19 protein-coding genes are annotated in these 19,888 nt (G+C 71.6%); 11 read left to right on the top strand and 8 right to left on the bottom strand.

Going from position 1 to position 19,888, the window contains the following annotated elements; genetic code table 11:
• Nucleotides 1-3: 3 nt before the first annotated feature.
• The 5 genes from ctaD to ACQZOG_RS20215 form a co-directional block, all read right to left on the bottom strand.
• Nucleotides 4-1,716 carry an aa3-type cytochrome oxidase subunit I gene (gene ctaD, locus ACQZOG_RS20235; RefSeq protein WP_193456171.1) on the bottom strand — a complete coding sequence of 571 codons (1,713 nt, stop codon included), beginning with the start codon at nt 1,714-1,716 and terminating at the stop codon, nt 4-6.
• Between the two features lie 123 nt (nt 1,717-1,839).
• Nucleotides 1,840-2,376 carry a hypothetical protein gene (locus ACQZOG_RS20230; RefSeq protein ID WP_391605970.1) on the bottom strand — a complete coding sequence of 179 codons (537 nt, stop codon included), beginning with the start codon at nt 2,374-2,376 and terminating at the stop codon, nt 1,840-1,842.
• 120 nt (nt 2,377-2,496) lie between these two features.
• Complete coding sequence (locus ACQZOG_RS20225) at nt 2,497-3,120, bottom strand: GNAT family N-acetyltransferase (protein ID WP_430741700.1); 624 nt, start codon at nt 3,118-3,120, stop codon at nt 2,497-2,499.
• A 197-nt stretch (nt 3,121-3,317) separates the two neighbouring features.
• Entirely contained in the window at nt 3,318-4,439 is a 1,122-nt protein-coding gene (locus ACQZOG_RS20220; RefSeq protein WP_033272036.1) for a family 2 encapsulin nanocompartment cargo protein polyprenyl transferase, read from the bottom strand.
• Nucleotides 4,440-4,572: 133 nt separating this feature from the next.
• A complete protein-coding gene (locus ACQZOG_RS20215; RefSeq protein ID WP_033272037.1) occupies nt 4,573-5,979 on the bottom strand; it encodes a family 2B encapsulin nanocompartment shell protein in 1,407 nt (468 codons plus the stop codon).
• 310 nt (nt 5,980-6,289) lie between these two features.
• Between ACQZOG_RS20215 and ACQZOG_RS20210 the strand changes: the two genes are divergently transcribed.
• The gene (locus ACQZOG_RS20210; RefSeq protein ID WP_063833237.1) at nt 6,290-6,871 is read left to right on the top strand and encodes an N-acetylmuramoyl-L-alanine amidase; all 582 of its coding nucleotides are present in this window, start codon (nt 6,290-6,292) and stop codon (nt 6,869-6,871) included.
• Nucleotides 6,872-7,025: 154 nt separating this feature from the next.
• Nucleotides 7,026-7,928: a 1-aminocyclopropane-1-carboxylate deaminase/D-cysteine desulfhydrase gene (locus ACQZOG_RS20205; protein ID WP_261675602.1), complete on the top strand. Its 903-nt coding sequence runs from the start codon at nt 7,026-7,028 to the stop codon at nt 7,926-7,928.
• A gap of 23 nt (nt 7,929-7,951) precedes the next feature.
• On the opposite strand, the gene ACQZOG_RS20200 is transcribed toward ACQZOG_RS20205, so the two are convergent.
• Nucleotides 7,952-9,544 carry a Na+/H+ antiporter gene (locus tag ACQZOG_RS20200; RefSeq protein ID WP_033272040.1) on the bottom strand — a complete coding sequence of 531 codons (1,593 nt, stop codon included), beginning with the start codon at nt 9,542-9,544 and terminating at the stop codon, nt 7,952-7,954.
• 60 nt (nt 9,545-9,604) lie between these two features.
• Between ACQZOG_RS20200 and ACQZOG_RS20195 the strand changes: the two genes are divergently transcribed.
• From ACQZOG_RS20195 to ACQZOG_RS20185, 3 genes are all read left to right on the top strand, one after another.
• Nucleotides 9,605-9,865, top strand: coding sequence for a UBP-type zinc finger domain-containing protein (locus tag ACQZOG_RS20195; protein ID WP_033272042.1), 261 nt, complete (start codon nt 9,605-9,607; stop codon nt 9,863-9,865).
• Between the two features lie 258 nt (nt 9,866-10,123).
• On the top strand, nt 10,124-10,537 hold the full coding sequence (locus ACQZOG_RS20190) for an anti-sigma factor (protein ID WP_006136266.1): 414 nt from the start codon (nt 10,124-10,126) through the stop codon (nt 10,535-10,537).
• 17 nt (nt 10,538-10,554) lie between these two features.
• Nucleotides 10,555-11,667, top strand: coding sequence for an RNA polymerase sigma factor SigF (locus ACQZOG_RS20185; RefSeq protein WP_079031530.1), 1,113 nt, complete (start codon nt 10,555-10,557; stop codon nt 11,665-11,667).
• 16 nt (nt 11,668-11,683) lie between these two features.
• On the opposite strand, the gene ACQZOG_RS20180 is transcribed toward ACQZOG_RS20185, so the two are convergent.
• Entirely contained in the window at nt 11,684-12,136 is a 453-nt protein-coding gene (locus ACQZOG_RS20180; RefSeq protein ID WP_033272653.1) for a hypothetical protein, read from the bottom strand.
• 116 nt (nt 12,137-12,252) lie between these two features.
• Here ACQZOG_RS20180 and ACQZOG_RS20175 point away from each other — a divergent pair, with 116 nt between their 5' ends.
• Nucleotides 12,253-13,221 carry a diacylglycerol/lipid kinase family protein gene (locus tag ACQZOG_RS20175; RefSeq protein ID WP_058916933.1) on the top strand — a complete coding sequence of 323 codons (969 nt, stop codon included), beginning with the start codon at nt 12,253-12,255 and terminating at the stop codon, nt 13,219-13,221.
• Nucleotides 13,222-13,538: 317 nt separating this feature from the next.
• A complete protein-coding gene (locus tag ACQZOG_RS20170) occupies nt 13,539-13,796 on the top strand; it encodes a WhiB family transcriptional regulator (protein ID WP_003992873.1) in 258 nt (85 codons plus the stop codon).
• Nucleotides 13,797-14,045: 249 nt separating this feature from the next.
• Here the strand turns inward: ACQZOG_RS20170 and ACQZOG_RS20165 are convergent, their stop codons facing one another.
• Nucleotides 14,046-15,512, bottom strand: a complete 1,467-nt coding sequence (locus tag ACQZOG_RS20165; RefSeq protein ID WP_033272046.1) for a sensor histidine kinase — start codon at nt 15,510-15,512, stop codon at nt 14,046-14,048.
• A gap of 542 nt (nt 15,513-16,054) precedes the next feature.
• On the opposite strand from ACQZOG_RS20165, the gene nagB reads away from it, so the two are divergent.
• From nagB to mctP, 4 genes are all read left to right on the top strand, one after another.
• Nucleotides 16,055-16,840 carry a glucosamine-6-phosphate deaminase gene (nagB, locus tag ACQZOG_RS20160; protein WP_191880521.1) on the top strand — a complete coding sequence of 262 codons (786 nt, stop codon included), beginning with the start codon at nt 16,055-16,057 and terminating at the stop codon, nt 16,838-16,840.
• A 158-nt stretch (nt 16,841-16,998) separates the two neighbouring features.
• Complete coding sequence (locus tag ACQZOG_RS20155) at nt 16,999-17,763, top strand: GntR family transcriptional regulator (RefSeq protein ID WP_033272048.1); 765 nt, start codon at nt 16,999-17,001, stop codon at nt 17,761-17,763.
• A gap of 234 nt (nt 17,764-17,997) precedes the next feature.
• Entirely contained in the window at nt 17,998-18,219 is a 222-nt protein-coding gene (locus ACQZOG_RS20150; RefSeq protein WP_051724313.1) for a DUF3311 domain-containing protein, read from the top strand.
• Complete coding sequence (mctP, locus tag ACQZOG_RS20145; RefSeq protein ID WP_033272050.1) at nt 18,216-19,844, top strand: monocarboxylate uptake permease MctP; 1,629 nt, start codon at nt 18,216-18,218, stop codon at nt 19,842-19,844. The genes ACQZOG_RS20150 and mctP overlap by 4 nt, the downstream gene beginning before the upstream one ends.
• The last annotated feature ends 44 nt before the right edge of the window (nt 19,845-19,888 follow it).

The raw sequence follows: 19,888 nt of genomic DNA, 5'->3' as shown, positions 1-19,888 counted from the left end.
GGCTCACCGCCCCGCTTCCAGGGCGGCGACCTCGGGGTGGTGCAGGTCGAACGCCGGGGACTCGCTGCGGATCTTCGGCAGGGAGACGAAGTTGTGGCGCGGGGGCGGGCAGGAGGTGGCCCACTCCAGGGAGCGGCTGAAGCCCCAGGGGTCGTCCACGCCGACCGGCTTGCCGTACTTCGCGGTCTTCCACACGTTGTAGAAGAACGGCAGGACCGACAGGCCGAGCAGGAACGAGCCGACGGAGGAGAGGGTGTTGAGGGCGGTGAAGCCGTCCGCGGCCAGGTAGTCGACGTACCGGCGGGGCATGCCCTCCACGCCCAGCCAGTGCTGGACCAGGAAGGTCATGTGGAAGCCGGCCGTCAGCGTCCAGAAGGTGATCTTCCCGAGCCGCTCGTCGAGCATCTTGCCGGTGAACTTCGGCCACCAGAAGTGGAATCCGGCGAACATCGCGTACACCACCGTGCCGAACACCGTGTAGTGGAAGTGCGCGACGACGAAGTACGTGTCGGAGACGTGGAAGTCGAGCGGCGGCGAGGCCAGCAGCACACCCGTCAGACCGCCGAAGAGGAACGTCACCAGAAAGCCCAGCGTCCACAGCATCGGTGTCTCGAAGGAGAGGCTGCCCTTCCACATGGTGCCGATCCAGTTGAAGAACTTCACGCCCGTCGGCACCGCGATCAGCATCGTCATGAACGAGAAGAACGGCAGCAGCACACCGCCCGTGGTGTACATGTGGTGCGCCCACACCGTCACGGAGAGACCCGCGATCGCGATGGTCGCGCCGATGAGGCCCATGTACCCGAACATCGGCTTGCGCGAGAAGACCGGGATCACCTCGGAGACGATGCCGAAGAACGGCAGCGCCAGGATGTACACCTCGGGATGGCCGAAGAACCAGAACAGGTGCTGCCACAGCAGCGCCCCGCCGTTGGCCGCGTCGAAGATGTGGCTGCCGAACTTCCGGTCGCACTCCAGGGCGAACAGCGCCGCCGCCAGCACCGGGAAGACGATCAGCACGAGCAGCGCCGTGAGCAGCACGTTCCACGTGAAGATCGGCATGCGGAACATCGTCATCCCGGGTGCCCGCATGCAGATGACGGTGGTGATGAAGTTGACCGCGCCGAGGATCGACCCGAAACCGGAGAGCGCCACGCCCATGATCCACAGGTCGGCGCCGATGCCCGGCGAGTAGATCTCGTTCGACAGCGGCGCGTACAGGAACCAGCCGAAGTCGGCGGCTCCGCCCGGGGTGAGGAGGCCGGCCGCCGCGATCGTGGAGCCGAACAGGAACAGCCAGAACGCCAGCATGTTCAGCCGCGGGAACGCCACGTCCGGGGCGCCGATCTGGAGCGGCATGATCCAGTTGGCGAAGCCGGTGAAGAGCGGCATGGCGAACATCAGCAGCATGATCGAACCGTGCATGGTGAACGCCTGGTTGAACTGCTCGTTCGACATGATCTGCAGGCCGGGACGGGCGAGTTCGGCGCGCATCATCAACGCCATCACGCCGCCGACGACGAAGAAGACGAACGCGCTCACCAGGTAGAGCGTGCCGATCTTCTTGTGGTCGGTGGTCGTCAGCCAGTCCACCCAGGCGGCCCGGCGCATCGCGGGCGGCTGCGGCGCCGGCCGCCCGGCCCCGTCCGTCTCCGGCGCGGGCCGGGGCCGGGTGTCCACGGCGGCTTCCACGTGCTGCGTGCGTATCTCGTCCACCGGACGTCTTCCTCCCCATGTGTGGTGCGCGCCCATGATCGGCGGGGGGAGGAAGGCTCCACATGGGTCGAAGGGTCCCCGCGCGGGTCCCGGGCCGGGGGCCGAAGGTCCCGTGCCGCGGCGTCAGAACCGGAAGCGGGTGGGGTGCTTGGGGGTGCGGGGCGTCCGGTCGCGGGCGGCGCCCTCGGGCCACAGGACCTCCACCGGGATGCCACGCGCGCGGGCGTAGGTCACCAGGTGGGCGGTGGCGTCCCGGCCGTCGGAGGGGGAGCCGTCCCAGACGGCCAGCAGCAGGGATCCGGCCGCGACGAGCCTCTCGTCCGCGCCGACGCAGGAGTCGCGGTCCGTGGGGTCGTAGTCGAGGAGCCTCACCTGGTCGGCGAGGGTGAGCAGTTCGCCGGTGGCCGGGCGGTCCCGCGGGGGCGGCAGCGCGGGGACGCCGATGCTGGTGGGGATGACCACGGCCAGCGGGCAGCCCGAGGCGCGCGCGGCGCGTCCGGTCGCCGGCGCCGTGCCCGCGGCGGCGCGGACCGTCACCCTCGCCCGCTCGGGGCCCCGCGTCAGCCGGGTCCGCAGGGCGGACTCCACCAACCGCAGTGATCCAGGGGTCAGATCGTGGTGTCCCACGACCGCGATGTCCCCGTGCGCCGCCGGCCCCATGTGCGCCCCGTTCCGCTCATCCTCCGTCCGGGGGCCAGTGAAGCCGGGCGTGCGAGGCGGCGTACAGGGCCGAACGTCCCTGTACGGCGGGGGTTCATCCGCGAGGCGGGAGGCGGCGGGTCAGCCCTGCGCGCCGGCGGCGCGGGGTTCGCGCCACATCGGGTACATGAGCGGGCCGTCGGGCAGACGCAGGGGCTCGCCGGTGAGCTCGAAACCGAGCCGGCGGTACAGCCGGACGCTGCGCTCGCTGCTCGCCTCCAGGTACGCGGCGCGGCCCTCGCGGTCGCAGCGGTCGAGGACGGTGCCGATCAGCGCGGTGCCGAGCCCCTCGCCCTGCCGGCCGGGGGCCACGCCGATCATCCACAGGTACTCGTGGGCGCGGCCCTGGGGGTGGATGCCCGCGGTGAGCCGGCCGATCATCTCCACCCGCTCGTTGTCCGGGTCGACGGCGTGACGCAGTCCGGCGAACTCGTCCTCGCCGCCGTCCGCCTCGCCGTGGCCGGGGTCCTCCGCCGGGACGGACATCCACAGGGCGCACGCCGAGCCGTCCTCGACGAGGTCGACGCGGCCGTCGGCGAGGGTGGCGTCGGTGAAGGCGGCCATGAGCCGGTGGTGCGTCGCACGCCGGTACTCCGCGCCGGGGAACACCCAGCTGCTGACCGGATCGTCCTGGAACGCCTCGTCCAGCAGCCGGACCACCAGCTCCCGGTCGTCCTCGCCGGCCGTCCGGATCGCCACGCCCATGTCCGCCCCTTCGTCCCAACCGTCGTTGCCCGTACGGGGGTTGAGACTAGCCGGGCCGGGCGGGGGAACTGGGGGCGGGCCCCGCACACCGTGGGGAAGTGCGGGACCCGCCGGTCCGGGCGCACGGGAGCCGTACGGGTCAGGGTCCGCACGGCGGCACGTGGTCCCGGGGTCGGGTGACGGCCTGCGCCGTCCCGTCAGGTGGTGCGCCGGGTGACGAACTCGGCGAGGGCCAGCAGCCCTCCCGCCGCCTCCGGGTCCGGCACCGCGTGGGCCACCTCCTGCATCGCGCGGGCCATCCGGTCCGCCGCCTGGGTCTGCGCCCAGTCACGGCCGCCGGCCCGCTCCACGAGCCGGGTGAGCTCCTCGACCTCCTCCTGCCGGTGCGGGGCGGCGTACGCGGCGGCGAGCTCCGCGGCCTCCGGGGTGCCGGAGGTGAGCGCGGCGACGACCGGCAGCGACTTCTTGCGGGCGGCGAGGTCCGCACCGGCCGGCTTGCCGGTGCGGCGCGGGTCGCCCCAGGTGCCGATGACGTCGTCGATCAGCTGGAACGCCAGCCCGGCCTCCCGGCCGAAGGCGTCCATCGCCGCCACCTCCGCGTCCCCTGCGCCCGCGTACAGCGCGCCGAGGGCGCAGGCGCAGCCGAGCAGGGCCCCGGTCTTCGCCTCCGCCATGGCGAGGGTCTCCTCCAGGGAGACCTCGTCGGGTGCGCGGCGCTCCATGGCCGTGTCCGCGTGCTGCCCGGCGCACAGCTCGACCACGCACTGGGTGAGGCGGGCGGCCGCGGCCGGGGCGGCCGGGTGGGGGTCCTCGGCGAGCAGCCTCAGGGCGAGCGCCTGGAGGGCGTCCCCGACGAGGATCGCGTCGGCGTCCCCGAAGACCGTCCACACGGTGGGGCGGTGGCGGCGGGTGGTGTCCCGGTCCATCACGTCGTCGTGGACGAGCGTGAAGTTGTGGACCAGTTCCACCGCGGCCGCCGCCCGCAGGGCCGCCGTACGTGCGGCGGAACCGCCGAGGGCGGAGGCCGCCGCGAGCACCAGGGCGGGTCTGAGCGCCTTCCCCGAGCCTCCGGCGGCCGGGGTGCCGTCCGCGTTCTGCCAGCCGAAGTGGTAGAGCGCGAGGCGGCGCATCGGCGCGGGCAGGGATCCGAGGGCCGTGCGCAGCACCGGGTCGACGGCGGCCCGGGTCCGCTCCAGCAGGGCGGCCGCCTCGTGCCCGTCCCCGCCGTGCGGCTCCGGTCCGGTCCTGCTGTCGGGCGCGGTGCGGGCCGTGCGCTGCTCCGGGCGGCCCGTGGCCGGCCGGGCCATGGACTCCGTCATCGGCTTCCCCCTGGGAGCGTCTCGGTGGAGGCACGGAGGGGCGGCGCTTGCGCACCCGTCGAGCACGTTCCCCCCTGATGTACCCGCCCGGGCGGACGGGGACACGGCGCGCGCCGCGCGAGCCGGCGGACCGTCACCGCCACCGGCCGATCTCGACGTTCTCCAGGACGCCCAGCGCGTCCGGGACCAGCACCGCTGCCGAGTAGTAGGCCGTGACCAGGTACTTGATGATGGCCTGTTCGTTGATGCCCATGAACCGCACCGACAGGCTCGGCTCGATCTCGTCGGGGATGCCGGCCGCGCGGAGGCCGATGACGCCCTGGTCCTCCTCGCCGGTGCGCAGCGCGATGATGGAGGTGGTGCGGGCCTCGGTCACCGGGATCTTGTTGCACGGGTAGATGGGCACGCCCCGCCAGGTGGGGATGCGGTTGCCGCCGACGTCGAGCGTCTCCGGGACGAGTCCCCGCTTGTTGAGCTCGCGGCCGAACGCGGCGATGGCGCGCGGGTGGGCGAGCAGCAGCTTGGTGCCGCGGCGCCTGCTGAGCAGTTCGTCCATGTCGTCGGGGCTGGGCACCCCGTCGTGCGGCTGGATCCGCTGGTCGTACTCGCAGTTGTGGAGCAGGCCGAAGTCGCGGTTGTTGATCAGCTCGTGCTCCTGGCGCTCCTTCAGCGCCTCGACGGTCAGCCGGATCTGCTGCTCCGTCTGGTTCATCGGCTGGTTGTACAGGTCGGCCACGCGCGTGTGGATGCGCAGCACGGTCTGGGCGACGCTGAGTTCGTACTCGCGGGGCCGGGCCTCGTAGTCGACGAACGTGTGAGGGATGTCCGGCTCGCCGCTGTGGCCGGCTGCGAGGTCGATCTCCTTCTCGCCGTACTTGTTGGTGGGCTGCTGCGGGATGTCGGCCCGGCGGCGCAGGTGCTCGCGCAGGGTCTCGGACCTCTCGGCGACCTGGTCGACCGCGTCACGGGGCAGCACCAGGACCGTGCACGCGGTGAGGGTGCGGGCCGTGTACTCCCAGATGGCGTCGTCGTCCTGGAGGGCCTGCTCGCCGAAGTACGCGCCGTCGGCGAGCACCCCGAGGGACTCGTCCTCCCCGTACGGGCCGGTGCCGACGCGCTCGACCCTGCCGTGCGCCAGCAGGTACACCTCGTCGGCGGGGCTGCCGAAGGAGGCGATGACCTGGCCCGCCTCGATCTCCCGCTGCCGGCAGCGGGAGGCCAGCTCGTTGAGCACCTCCTCGTCCTCGTAGTCACGCAGCACGGGCAGTTCGCCCAGTTCGGCGGGGATGATCTCCACCCGGTCGCCCGTCTTCACGAAGGTCAGCCGGCCGTCGCCCACGGCGTAGGTCAGCCGCCGGTTGACCCGGTACGTGCCGCCCTGCACGTCGACCCAGGGCAACATCCGCAGCAGCCAGCGCGAGCTGATCTCCTGCATCTGCGGCACGGACTTGGTCGTGGTGGCCAGGTTCCGCGCCGCCGCCGTACCGAGGCTCTGCTGCTGCCCGGTCTGCTCCGTGCGGACCTCTTCGCCTACCGACATAGAGAATTGCCCTCCCCAATAGATCCACGCCCGGCCGTGCCGGACGTCGTGGTGCGTGATCAAGCGTTCCTCACGCACCGTGCCCGCGCCATTACCCGATCGAGCGGGGTTGGATCTTGGCGGGTGTGGGCAGACTGACCGGCCTGCCGACGGTGACAACGGCGGCCGGGCGGAAGGAGATTGTCCGGATCGGCTCGCACAGCAGCCGAACGAGTACTTGAAAGCCCGACTTCCGGCTATAGGCCCTGTACCAGACGGCCGCGCCGGGCGGCCGTCGTCCGGTACGAAGGAGGGCGGCATGGCCCCACCCATGTCCGCGAGCGCGTTCCTGCGCGCGCTCAAGGCGGAGGGTCTCACGGTCGTCGAGGTCGGCGACTGGCGCGACCACAACCGCAACCACAAGGGCCCGTGGGGGCCGGTGAACGGTGTGATGATCCATCACACCGTGACCAAGGGCAGCAAGGCGACGGTCGACATCTGCCGCAAGGGCTACTCGGGTCTGCCGGGGCCGCTGTGCCACGGCGTGATCACCAAGGACGGCCGGGTGCACCTCGTCGGGTACGGCCGCGCCAACCACGCGGGGCTCGGCGACGACGACGTGCTGCGGGCGGTGATCGCCGAGAAGAAGACGTTCCCTCCGGACAACGAGGCCAACACCGACGGCAACCGGCACTTCTACGGCTTCGAGTGCGAGAACCTCGGCGACGGGAAGGACCCGTGGCCGGCGGCGCAGCTGGAGGCCATCGAGAAGGCCGCGGCGGCGGTCTGCCGCTACCACGGCTGGAACGAGCAGTCGGTGATCGGCCACCTGGAGTGGCAGCCGGGCAAGGTGGACCCGCGCGGGTTCACCATGGCGTCGATGCGCAAGCGGATCCGAGACCGTCTGAAGTGACCGGACGGTGTGACCGGCCCGTGTGACCGGCCCGCATGACCGCCCGACGTGACAGGCGCCGAGGCGCTCGTCGCCGGTGTTCCGCCCTCGTGACACCCCCCACGCGGAACACCGGCGCCCGCGCCTGCCCCCGCCTCGGGCGACAATGGCCCGCATGACCAGCTCCGACGCCCTCGCCGGCCTGCGCCCGCGGCTTCCCTCGCCGCTGGAGGAGGCCGTCGACGCGCGGTTCGAGCGGCACGGGGTGCGGCTGCTGCTGAAGCGGGACGACCTCGTCCACCCGGAGCTGGTCGGCAACAAGTGGCGCAAGCTCGCCCCGAACCTGGCGGCGGCCGGCGGGCGGACGGTGCTCACGTTCGGCGGGGCGTACTCCAACCATCTGCGGGCCACGGCCGCCGCCGGCCGGCTGCTCGGGCTGCGCACGGTGGGCGTGGTGCGCGGCGAGGAGCTGGCGGACCGGCCGCTCAACCCGTCGCTGGCGCGCTGCGCGGCCGACGGCATGCGGCTGTGTTTCGTCACGCGCTCGGTGTACCGCCGCAAGACCGATCCGGACACGCTCGCGGCCGTGCTGCGCGCGGCGGACGCCGAGGACGCCCTCGTCGTGCCCGAGGGCGGCAGCAACGCCGCCGCGGTGCGCGGGTGCGTGGAGCTCGGCCGCGAGCTGGCGGGCGCGGCGGACGTGGCGGCGGTGGCGTGCGGCACGGGCGGCACGCTCGCGGGACTGGCCGCCGGGCTCGGCGGGAGCGCGCGGACGCTCGGCATACCGGTGCTCAAGGGCGGCTTCCTCACGGCGGGGATACGGGCCCTGCAGACGGAGGCGTTCGGCGGGCCGCGCGGGGCGTGGAGCCTCGACGAACGGTTCCACCACGGCGGCTACGCGCGCGTGCCGGCGGACCTGGAGGCGTTCGCCGCGGACTTCGAACAGCGTCACGGCGTCCCCGTGGAACGTATCTATGTCGCCAAGTTGCTTCATGCCCTTGTCACCCTGGCCGCGGAGGGCGCCTTCCCGCGCGGGAGCACGGTCGCCGCGGTGATCACGGGGCGGCCGTTCCCCTGAACCGCGTGTCGCTCCGGGAAGGTCTACTCCGCCTCCCGGTAGGCGGCGGCCTCCTCCAGGTCCAGCCGGCGCAGCAGCGTCCGCAGCATCTCGTCGTCGATGTAGCGCCCGTCGCGCAGCTTCACGAAGACCTCGCGCTCGGCGCCGATCATCTCCCGGGACAGCCGCCGGTAGGTGTCGTCCACCGACTCCCCGGTGACGGGGTTGGCCTGCCCGAGCCGCTCCCAGACGGCGTTGCGGCGGCGCTCCAGGACGCCGCGCAGCCGGTCGGCGAGCGGCGCGGGGAGGGCGTTGCGCTCGTCGGCGAGCAGGTCGTCGAGGCGCTCCTCGGCGACCCGGGACGCCTGCGCCTGTGCGTTGGCCTCGGCGAGGGTCTCTGCCTGCGGGTCGCGCCCGGGCAGCCGCAGCAGCCGGATCAGCGGGGGCAGGGTGAGGCCCTGTACGACCAGGGTGCCGATGACGGTGGTGAAGGTCAGGAAGAGCAGCAGGTACCGGTGCGGGAAGTCCTCGCCCTCCGCGGTGACGGGGATCGAGAAGGCGATGGCGAGCGACACCACCCCGCGCATCCCCGCCCACGAGATCACGAACGGCCCCTTCCAGCCGGGCCTCCGTTCGCGCGCCCTGATCCGCGCGGAGACCAGCCACGGCAGCCAGATCGCCGGGTAGACCCAGAGGAACCGCACCGCGACGACCACCGCGAAGACGGCCACGGCGTACCAGACGGAGGCGATGCCCTCGTGTTCGCCGAGCCCGCGCATGACGACGGGCAGCTGGAGCCCGATGAGGGCGAACACCGCGGACTCGAGGACGAACGCGACCATGCCCCACACCGCGCTCTCCTGGAGCCGGGTGGCGAAGTCGACCTCCCACGCGCGGTGCCCGAGGTACAGCGCGACCACCACGACGGCGATCACCCCGGAGGCTTCCACCTGCTCGGCCACGGCGTACGCGGCGAACGGGATGAGCAGCGACAGCGTGTTCTGCAGCAGCGTCTCGCGCAGGTGGGTGCGCAGCCAGTGCAGCGGCGCCATCATCACCAGGCCGACCACCACGCCGCCGACGGCCGCCAGCAGGAACTCCCCCACTCCTCCGGCCCAGCTCACGCCCTCGCCGACGGACGCGGCCACGGCGACCCGGAACGCGGTGATGGCGGTGGCGTCGTTGAACAGCGACTCGCCCTGGAGGATGGTCGTGATCCGCGAGGGCAGGCCGACCCGGCGGGCCACCGCCGTCGCCGCGACGGCGTCCGGGGGCGCCACCACCGCGCCGAACACCAGCGCCGCGGTGAGCGGCAGGTCCGGCACCAGCAGGTACAGCACCCAGCCGACGGCGAGCGTCGCGAACAGCACGTACCCGACGGACAGCAGCGCCACCGGCCGCAGCTGCGCCCGCAGGTCCAGGTAGGAGCTGTCCACGGCCGCCGTGTAGAGGAGCGGCGGGAGGATCAGCGGCAGCACGATGTGCGGGTCGAGCGCGTAGTCCGGCACGCCCGGGACGTAGCTGACCGCCAGACCCACCGCGACCAGCACCAGCGGCGGCGGCACCGGCGTGCGCCGGGCGGCGGCGGCCACCGCGGCGCTGCCCGCGACCAGGAGCAGCAGGGGCATCACGTCCATGTCGGGCCCACCCTCGTTTTTCCGCGCGGCCGTCCGCACGACCGTCGTAATCTGGCAATCATGAAACAGTGCACGCACGTCGAGGCGTTGCCGCACCCGGAACCGGCCGCGCTCGATGAGACGTGTCCGGAGTGCCTGCTGGAAGGGACGGACCCGGTGCAGCTCCGCCTCTGCCTCACCTGCGGTCACGTCGGCTGCTGCGACTCCTCGCCGAACCGGCACGCGACGCGTCACCACAGGGAAACCGGCCATCCCGTGATGCGGACCTTCGAGCCGGGTGAGGACTGGCGCTGGTGCTTCGTCGACCACGTACTGGTGTGACGTGGCGGGACCACGGTGCCGGACGGTTCGACGGTCCGGCGCCTGGGTACGTCAATGCGGCGCGCGCTCTTCCCATTTGGCAGTCGCAGACCCCTAGCCACGGAGCGTGTTCGCAGTTTTACTATGAGTGACGGCAACGGGTCGGGGTCCCGGCGACAGGACCGCCGGGAGCGCGATAGCGTCACCGCTGAACCACGTAGCGCGTTGCCCGGGGGCGAACACAGGCCCTGAAACGCTTGTACCACCTTGGAGGTGAGGGTGTCCCAGATCGCTGGCGAGCCCGCGACCCAGGACTTCGTGGAAGTCCGGCTGCCGGCCGCGGGGGCCTACCTGTCGGTGCTGCGTACGGCCACGGCCGGCCTCGCGGCCCGTTTGGACTTCACCCTCGACGAGATCGAGGACCTGCGCATCGCGGTCGACGAGGCCTGCGCGATCCTGCTGCAGCAGGCCGTGCCGGGATCGGTGCTCAGTTGCGTCTTCCGGCTCGTCGACGACTCGCTCGAGGTCACCGTCTCGGCGCCCACCACGGACGGCCACGCCCCGTCGCGGGACACCTTCGCCTGGACCGTGCTGTCCGCGCTCGCGGGCAAGGTCTCCTCCGCCGTGGACGAGGACAGAACCGTGTCGATCAGCCTCTACAAACAGCGCGGCGCGGGACCCGGGCCGGCGTGAGGAGCGAGGACGGGCCGGTGCGGGACGAAGAACGCGGCACACGGGAGCTGCCGGCCGAGCGCGTGCCGGACGGTATCGACGGCATCCCCGAGCAGGCCCGGCCGCATCCGGAGGACGACTCCACGGGGGGCGTCGGACCGGGCGGCGGGCAGGCCGGCGGTGCCGCGCGGGACCCGTCCGCGGCCGGGCCGGCCGCTCCCGGCGGGGAGGCCCCCGCCCTGGCCGAGCCGGCGGCGGGGGACGAGGCGAGCGCTCGGGGAAGGGCGACGGGCGGGACGATGAGCGAGCACGAGCGAGAGGCCGAGGAGCAGGCGGCGCCTGCCTCCGGCGCACGGAGCACACCGGGTGTGCCGGGCACGCACGCGCACCACGACCCGCAGGACCGCAGCGGGGCGCGCGCCCTCTTCCTCGAACTGCGCACACTGGAGGCCGGCAGTCCCGAGTACGCGGAGCTGCGCAACCGGCTGGTGCGGATGCATCTGCCGCTCGTCGAGCACCTGGCGCGCCGCTTCCGCAACCGCGGCGAGCCGCTGGACGACCTCACCCAGGTCGCCACCATCGGACTGATCAAGTCCGTCGACCGCTTCGACCCGGACCGGGGCGTGGAGTTCTCCACGTACGCCACCCCTACGGTCGTCGGCGAGATCAAGCGGCACTTCCGCGACAAGGGCTGGGCGGTGCGGGTGCCGCGGCGGCTCCAGGAGCTGCGGCTGGCGCTCACCACGGCCACGGCGGAGCTGTCCCAGCTGCACGGCCGCTCCCCCACGGTGCACGAGCTCGCCGAGAAGCTGGCGATCTCGGAGGAGGAGGTCCTGGAGGGCCTGGAGTCGGCGAACGCCTACTCCACGCTGTCCCTGGACGTCCCCGACACCGACGACGAGTCCCCGGCGGTCGCCGACACCCTCGGCGCGGAGGACGAGGCGCTGGAGGGCGTGGAGTACCGGGAGTCGCTCAAGCCGCTGCTGGAGGACCTCCCGCCGCGCGAGAAGCGGATCCTGCTGCTGCGCTTCTTCGGCAACATGACCCAGTCCCAGATCGCGCAGGAGGTCGGCATCTCGCAGATGCACGTCTCCCGGCTGCTGGCCCGCACCCTGGCCCAGCTGCGGGAGAAGCTGCTCGTGGAGGAGTAGGCGCCGGCGCGGCGCGTCACTTCGCGGCGTCGCCCGCGTTCCCGGGTCCGCGGATGCCGAGGGCCCGGGTGGTCTCGGCGTTGATCAGCAGCACCAGCGCGGTCACGGCGACGACGGCGAGCACGATTCCGGCGGGGATGGCCGCGCCGTCCGACATCAGCATGTTGTAGGCGACGGGCAGCGCCACGAGCTGCGTGATGACGGCGGGCCCGCGGCTCCAGCTCCGCCGGGCGAACAGGCCGCGCGCGGCCAGCAGCGGCAGCAGCGCCAGCACGATCAGCGTGACCCCGCCGGTGACGGACTGCTGCCGGTCGTCCGGCTCGCCCGCGAGACCGAGCGCCAGCAGCCAGACACCGCCGACGACCAGCGCGAGCCCCTCCAGCGCGGCGAGGACCGCGGCGTACGTCAGGCGGCGCGGACGGGCGCCGGTGTCGTCGGGGCCGGTGACGGGGGTCTGCTCGCTGCTCACCCCTGCAGGGTAGCCGCCGCCGGGGAGCCGTCCCGTGGCGAGGTTCACGCCCGCGCCGTCCACAGGGAAGGACCTCTCTCTGGGCCGGGTACCGCTGAGTAGGTACCCTGCACGTCATGCGTGCACTTCTCGTGGTCAACCCGGCGGCAACCACCACCAGTGCGCGCACGCGCGACGTGCTGATCCACGCGCTCGCCAGTGAGATGAAACTCGACGCGGTGACCACGGAGTACCGCGGTCACGCCCGCGACCTGGGCCGGCAGGCGGCGGAGAGCGGCGAGGTCGACCTGGTGGTCGCCCTGGGCGGCGACGGCACGGTGAACGAGGTCGTCAACGGCCTGCTGCACGCGGGGCCCGACCCGGAGCACCTGCCCGGTCTCGCCGTGGTCCCCGGCGGCTCCACCAACGTCTTCGCCCGCGCCCTCGGTCTTCCCAACCAGCCCGTGGAGGCGACCGGCGCGCTGCTGGACGCGCTGCGCGAGGGCCGGGAGCGGACGGTGGGTCTGGGGCTGACCTCGGGCACGCCGGGCACCGAGGACGAGGCGGTGCCCGCCCGCTGGTTCACCTTCAACGCGGGGCTGGGCTTCGACGCCGGCGTGGTCGGCCGGGTGGAGCAGCAGCGGGAGCGCGGCCGGCGGTCGACGCACGCGCTGTACATGCGCCAGGTGGTGCGTCAGCTGCTGGGCGACCCGCACCGCCGCAACGGCGTGATCACGCTGGACCTCGAGGGCGAGGAGCCGGTCGAGGACCTGGTGCTGTCCATAGTCTCGAACACCTCGCCGTGGACGTTCCTCGGCAACCGTCCGATCTACGCCTCGCCGCGGGCGTCGTTCGACACGGGACTCGATCTCTTCGGTCTCACCCGGATGTCCACCCCCGCGGTTGCCCGGTATGGCACGCAGTTGCTCACTTCGTCCCCGGAGCGCGGACCCCGCGGCAAGCACGCCGTGACGCGGCACGATCTGACACGCTTCACCTTGCATTCGAAGGTGCCGCTGCCCCTTCAGATGGACGGTGACCACCTGGGGCTGCGTACCAGCGTGACGTTCACAGGCGTTCGCCGTGCACTGCGTGTGATTGTGTGAGCAGAAAGGGCCAAAGTCCTTTCAGTCGAACGTTTAGGCCAGGGTCCACCCCATGGAAGTACGGCTGTGACCTAGTCGACACCGAAGAATCAAAAAAAACTTTCCGGAAGGGGTTGTATCCGCCGCCGAGGTTTGCGAGTCTCTTCTTGGCGATCGGGACGGCCCGCAACACCGGCCTCCACAGATCACCGGAACCCCTCTTCAGACCCAAGGACCACGCCAGGCACCCTGGCGGTCGGCCCTTCACTTGTTGGGGGATTCGTGAAAGCGTTCACATTCACAAGCACCTGCAGTAATACCAAGGAGAGGTAGCAGCCATGGACTGGCGTCACAACGCCGTTTGCCGCGAGGAAGACCCCGAGCTCTTCTTCCCCATCGGCAACACCGGTCCCGCGCTGCTGCAGATCGAGGAAGCCAAGGCCGTCTGCCGCCGCTGCCCGGTGATCGAGCAGTGCCTGCAGTGGGCGCTCGAGTCCGGTCAGGACTCCGGCGTCTGGGGTGGTCTCAGCGAGGACGAGCGTCGCGCGATGAAGCGCCGCGCTGCCCGCAACCGGGCGCGTCAGGCCTCCGCCTGACGACCCCGCCCCAGCAAACAGCCTGAGCTTGGCGGCGCGTGTGCGCCCGTCCGGATGATTCCGTGGACGGCGCACACGCATCTCCCGCCCCGAGCCGCAGCGCGAAGTTCCCCCGACGCCCGTCCCGATCGGGCAGGGGAAGCGAGGAACGAGCATCAGCCCCGGACCGTGGTCCGGGGTCTTTTGCTGTTCCGGGGCCTGTCACCGGCCTGAGGGTGTGCGGGGCCCGGGCGCACCGGGCCCCGGCGGTCAGGAGTCCGCCTGCACCGGGATGTCGAGGATCACCCGGGTCCCCCGCTCCGGCGCCGGGACCATGTCGAAGGTGCCGCCCAACTCCCCTTCCACCAGCGTCCGTACGATCTGCAGGCCCAGGTTGCCCGCGGTGTGCGGGTCGAAGCCCTCGGGCAGGCCCACGCCGTCGTCCTGCACGGTGACCAGCAGGCGCGCCTCCCGTGAGGTGCCGCCGCGCACCGCGGACACCTCGACGGTTCCCGTCTCGCCCTCGCGGAAGCCGTGCTCCAGCGCGTTCTGCAGCACTTCGGTCAGCACCATCGACAGGGGCGTGGCCACCTCGGCGTCGAGTATCCCGAAGCGGCCCGACCGCCGGCCGGTGACCTTGCCCGGGGAGATCTCCGCGACCATGGCGAGCACCCGGTCGGCGATCTCGTCGAACTCCACACGCTCGTCCAGGTTCTGGGACAGCGTCTCGTGGACGATGGCGATGGACCCCACCCGCCGCACGGCTTCCTCCAGCGCCGCCCGTCCGCGTTCCGAGCCGATGCGGCGGGCCTGGAGCCGCAGCAGGGCGGCCACGGTCTGGAGGTTGTTCTTCACCCGGTGGTGGATCTCCCGGATGGTGGCGTCCTTGGTGATCAACTCGCGTTCGCGGCGGCGCAGTTCGGTCACGTCCCGGAGGAGCACCAGGGAGCCGATGCGGGTGCCCTTCGGCTTCAGCGGGATCGCGCGGAACTGGATGACGCCGTCGTCGGACTCGATCTCGAACTCGCGGGGCGCCCAGCCGCTCGCCACCTTCGCCAGCGCCTCGTCCACCGGCCCGCGCGAGGGGGCCAGTTCGGCGGTGGTCTGCCCGAGGTGATGGCCCACCAGGTCCGCGGCCAGGCCGAGGCGGTGGTAGGCGGACAGGGCGTTGGGCGAGGCGTACTGGACGACGCCGTCGGCGTCGACCCGGATCAGTCCGTCGCCGACGCGCGGCGAGGCGTCCATCTCCAGCTGCTGGTTGGCGAACGGGAAGGCGCCGGCCGCGATCATCTGGGCCAGGTCCGAGGCGCTCTGCAGATACGTGAGCTCCAGCCGGCTGGGGGTGCGCACGGTGAGCAGGTTGGTGTTGCGCGCGATGACGCCGAGGACCCGTCCCTCACGCCGCACCGGGATGGACTCGACGCGGACCGGGACCTCCTCGCGCCACTCCGGGTCGCCCTCGCGCACGATGCGGCCCTCGTCCAGGGCCGCGTCCAGCATGGGCCGGCGGCCGCGCGGGACCAGATGACCGACCATGTCGTCCTGGTAGGAGGTCGGGCCGGTGTTGGGCCGCATCTGGGCGACGGAGACGTAGCGCGTGCCGTCGCGGGTGGGGACCCACAGGACCAGGTCGGCGAAGGAGAGGTCGGAGAGCAGCTGCCACTCCGAGACCAGCAGGTGGAGCCACTCGAGGTCGGTGTCGTCGAGGGCGGTGTGCTGGCGTACGAGTTCGTTCATGGAGGGCACGTCAGCGAGCGTACCTGTGTGCCTGTGACCCCTGGAAACACCCGCGGGCCGCGGCGCCTGGGAGGGACCCTCAACCCTCCCGGCACCGCAGCCCGGAGCAATATCGGCCGGTGGGGTGTGCGGTCCCGGTCGGCCGAAGGATGAGGAGCCGGGGCAGTCAGGGCAGAGAGCCTCGGATCCTCGGTCCGCCTTCCTGTGCGGGGAAGGCAGGTCTGTGTGTCCTGCTACGCATTGTGGACTAGACCACTGCGCCTGTAAATGCGTCGTACGGCGTTCTTCGACGGTCGCCCCGCGCCCCTGGGGGACGCAGACGGGTCCACCACGCAGCCTAACCCGACAGGAGTGTGCGCGGGGCCGGTCGGACGCCACGTTTTCGGGGCACCCGGGGCGCGGGGAGCGGTTTCGGCACGGGTGCCGGTTTCGCCTCGGCGGGCGGGCGGCCCTCTGCTAGATTGAGATTGGTCTAAACCACATGGCCCCGGTGCTCCGGGGTCCGTCCCAGTCGAGTCCACCGGAAGATCGGCAGGCCCACCGTGGAAGTTGTCATCGTTGCGGACGCCCAGGCGGGAGGCGAGCTCGTCGCCGAGGCCATGGCACAGCTGCTGCGACGCAAGCCCGACGCCCTCCTCGGCGTGGCGACCGGTTCCACGCCGCTTCCCGTCTACGAGGCACTGGCCGCCAAGGTCCGCTCAGGCGCCGTGGACACCTCCCGGGCGCGGGTGGCCCAGCTCGACGAGTACGTGGGGCTGCCCGCCGACCACCCCGAGTCCTACCGCTCCGTGGTGAAGCGCGAGGTCCTCGAACAGCTCGGCATCCCGATGGACGCCTTCCTCGGTCCCGACGGCACGGCCGAGGACGTGCAGGCCGCGTGCGAGCGCTACGACCGTGAGCTGGCCGAGGCCGGCGGCGTGGACCTCCAGCTGCTCGGCATCGGCACCGACGGGCACATCGGCTTCAACGAGCCGTGCTCCTCGCTCGCCTCGCGCACCCGGATCAAGACGCTGACGGAGCAGACCCGGGTGGACAACGCCCGCTTCTTCGACGGCGACATCGACCAGGTGCCGCACCACGTCATCACCCAGGGCATCGGCACCATCCTGGAGGCCCGGCACCTGGTGCTGCTGGCCACCGGCGAGGGCAAGGCGGACGCGGTCGCCGCCACCGTCGAGGGCCCGGTCGCCGCGGTGTGCCCGGCGTCCGCGCTCCAGCTGCACCCGCACGCCACCGTGGTGGTCGACGAGGCGGCCGCCTCCAAGCTGAAGCTCGCCGACTACTTCCGCCACGCCTACGTCAACAAGCCGGAGTGGCAGGGCATCTGACCACCGCCCGTGGTCTGGACCATCACTGGTCACAGGGGTATACAAAAGGGATCACGGAGCGCGCGAGGGGCCCGCCCCCGCCCGGAGCCGTGCCACGATGTCAGCCGTGGCCGACGGTCTGTCGGCCGCTTCGGCAGCCGGAGCCGGGAAGGCAGAGCATGAGCACCGACGTCAGCAGTACGGAGAACGAGGGTGGGACCGCGGTCCGTACGGCACGCGTGCCTAAGTACTACCGGCTGAAGAAGCATCTGCTCGACATGACCGAGACGGCGCCCCCCGGCACCCCGGTCCCGCCCGAGCGCACGCTGGCGGCCGAGTTCGACACCTCCCGCACCACCGTGCGCCAGGCGCTCCAGGAACTGGTGGTCGAGGGACGTCTGGAGCGCATCCAGGGCAAGGGCACCTTCGTCGCCAAGCCCAAGGTGTCCCAGGCGCTCCAGCTCACCTCGTACACCGAGGACATGCGCGCGCAGGGCCTGGAGCCGACCTCGCAGCTCCTCGACCTCGGGTACATCACGGCCGACGACCGGCTGGCCGGGCTGCTCGACATCACCGCCGGCGGCCGCGTGCTGCGCATCGAGCGGCTGCGCATGGCCAACGGCGAGCCCATGGCCATCGAGACCACCCACCTCAGCGCCAAGCGCTTCCCGGCGCTGCGCCGCAGCCTGACCAAGTACACGTCTCTCTACACGGCCCTCGCCGAGGTGTACGACGTCCATCTCGCGGAGGCCGAGGAGACCATCGAGACGTCCCTGGCCACGCCGCGCGAGGCGGGCCTGCTCGGCACCGACGTGGGCCTGCCGATGCTGATGCTGTCCCGGCACTCGCTGGACCGGGGCGGGCAGCCCGTGGAGTGGGTGCGGTCGGTGTACCGGGGCGACCGGTACAAGTTCGTCGCGCGCCTCAAGCGCCCCCAGGACTGACGGACAGCCGCCGACGTCACCGCAAAACCCGACAGACCGGGCGGTTGACAGGATTTTCGTTGCTGTTGCCTTGCGGTTGCGCTGCTGCTGCATACCGCCCCTCTTACGGGGGGTTACGACCGCCCCGCGCCCTCACCTACATTGCCGCGAGCCAACGTCGGCGATCAGTGAGGGGACGGGAGCCGTCTGATGTCGCAAACCCCGCAAACAACACCAGGGCCGGTGGTGACGCCCATGCGCGTCGTCATCGGCCTCTGTCTGCTCGCACCATTCGTCGCCATGCTGTGGGTCGGGTCCTACGCCAAGACCGACCCGGTGTTCATCGGCATCCCGTTCTTCTACTGGTACCAGATGCTGTGGGTGCTGATCTCGACCGCGCTCACGATGATCGCGTACAAGCTCTGGCAGCGTGACCAGCGCGCCCGCTCCGCCGCGAAGGGTGGTGCCGAGCAGTGAACGACGGCGTGAACGGCGTGGCACTCGCCGTCTTCATCTTCTTCTTCGTGCTCGTCACCGTGATGGGCTTCCTGGCCGCACGCTGGCGCAAGGCCGCCAACGAGCACACTCTCGACGAATGGGGCCTGGGCGGGCGGTCGTTCGGCACCTGGGTCACCTGGTTCCTGCTCGGCGGCGACCTGTACACCGCGTACACCTTCGTGGCCGTCCCGGCGGCGATCTACGCGGCGGGCGCGGCCGGCTTCTTCGCGGTGCCGTACACGATCCTCGTGTATCCGCTGATCTTCACCTTCCTGCCCCGGCTGTGGTCGGTGTCGCACAAGCACGGCTATGTGACGACGTCCGACTTCGTGCGCGGGCGGTTCGGCTCGAAGGGGCTGTCGCTGGCCGTCGCGGTCACCGGCATCCTGGCGACGATGCCGTACATCGCGCTGCAACTGGTCGGCATCCAGGCCGTGCTGGACGTGATGGGCGTCGGCGGCGGCGAGAACACCAACTGGTTCATCAAGGACCTGCCGCTGCTCCTCGCCTTCGGTGTGCTGGCCGCGTACACCTACTCGTCGGGGCTGCGGGCGCCCGCGCTGATCGCGTTCGTCAAGGACACGCTGATCTACATCGTGATCGCGGTGGCGATCATCTACATCCCGATCAAACTGGGCGGGTTCGACGAGATCTTCGCCTCCGCGCAGGAGGCGTACAGCGAGACCAACCCGGCCACCGGTGCCCCGCGCGGCGCCCTGGTGCCGGGCGAGGCGGGCCAGTGGACGTACGCCACGCTGGCGCTGGGGTCGGCGCTCGCGCTGTTCATGTACCCGCACTCGATCACCGCGACGCTGTCCTCGCGCAGCCGTGAGGTGATCCGCCGCAACACCACGATCCTGCCGCTGTACTCGCTGATGCTGGGCCTGCTGGCGCTGCTCGGGTTCATGGCGATCGCGGCCGGGGTGAAGGTGCAGAACGGCCAGCTGGCCATCCCGCAGCTGTTCGAGAACATGTTCCCGGACTGGTTCGCCGGGGTGGCTTTCGCGGCGATCGGCATCGGCGCGCTGGTGCCGGCGGCGATCATGTCGATCGCGGCGGCGAACCTGTTCACCCGCAACATCTACAAGGACTTCATCAAGCCGGACGCGACGCCCAAGCAGGAGACCGCAGTCTCCAAGATCGTGTCCCTGCTGGTGAAGGTGGGCGCGCTGGTCTTCGTCCTGACCATGGACAAGACCGTCGCGATCAACTTCCAGCTGCTGGGCGGCATCTGGATCCTGCAGACCTTCCCGGCGCTGGTGGGCGGCCTGTTCACCCGCTGGTTCCACCGCTGGGCGCTGATCGGCGGCTGGGCGGTCGGCATGATCTACGGCACGGTCGCCGCGTACGGGGTGGCGTCGCCGACGCAGAAGCACTTCGGCGGCTCCGCCAAGGAGATCCCGGGCATCGGGGAGATCGGCTACATCGGTCTCACCGCCTTCGTGATCAACGTGCTGGTCACGGTCGTCCTGACCTTCGTCATGCGGGCGGTCAAGGCGCCGGACGGCGTCGACGAGACCGAGCCGCGCGACTACACGGCGGACGCCGGCGACCCGGGCGTGCAGGTGGAGCTCCCGCCGGCCACGGCGGACAGCAAGCACTGACGCCGTTCACGCACAGGGCAGCGGGCCGCCGGTGGAAAACCGGC

The sequence above is a fragment of the Streptomyces sp. P13-3-3 genome, from assembly GCF_050571355.1.
GTDB classification, from domain to species: domain Bacteria; phylum Actinomycetota; class Actinomycetes; order Streptomycetales; family Streptomycetaceae; genus Streptomyces; species Streptomyces althioticus.
Note: the sequence above shows the minus strand (reverse complement) of the source record. Positions and strands in the feature narration are given on the sequence as shown.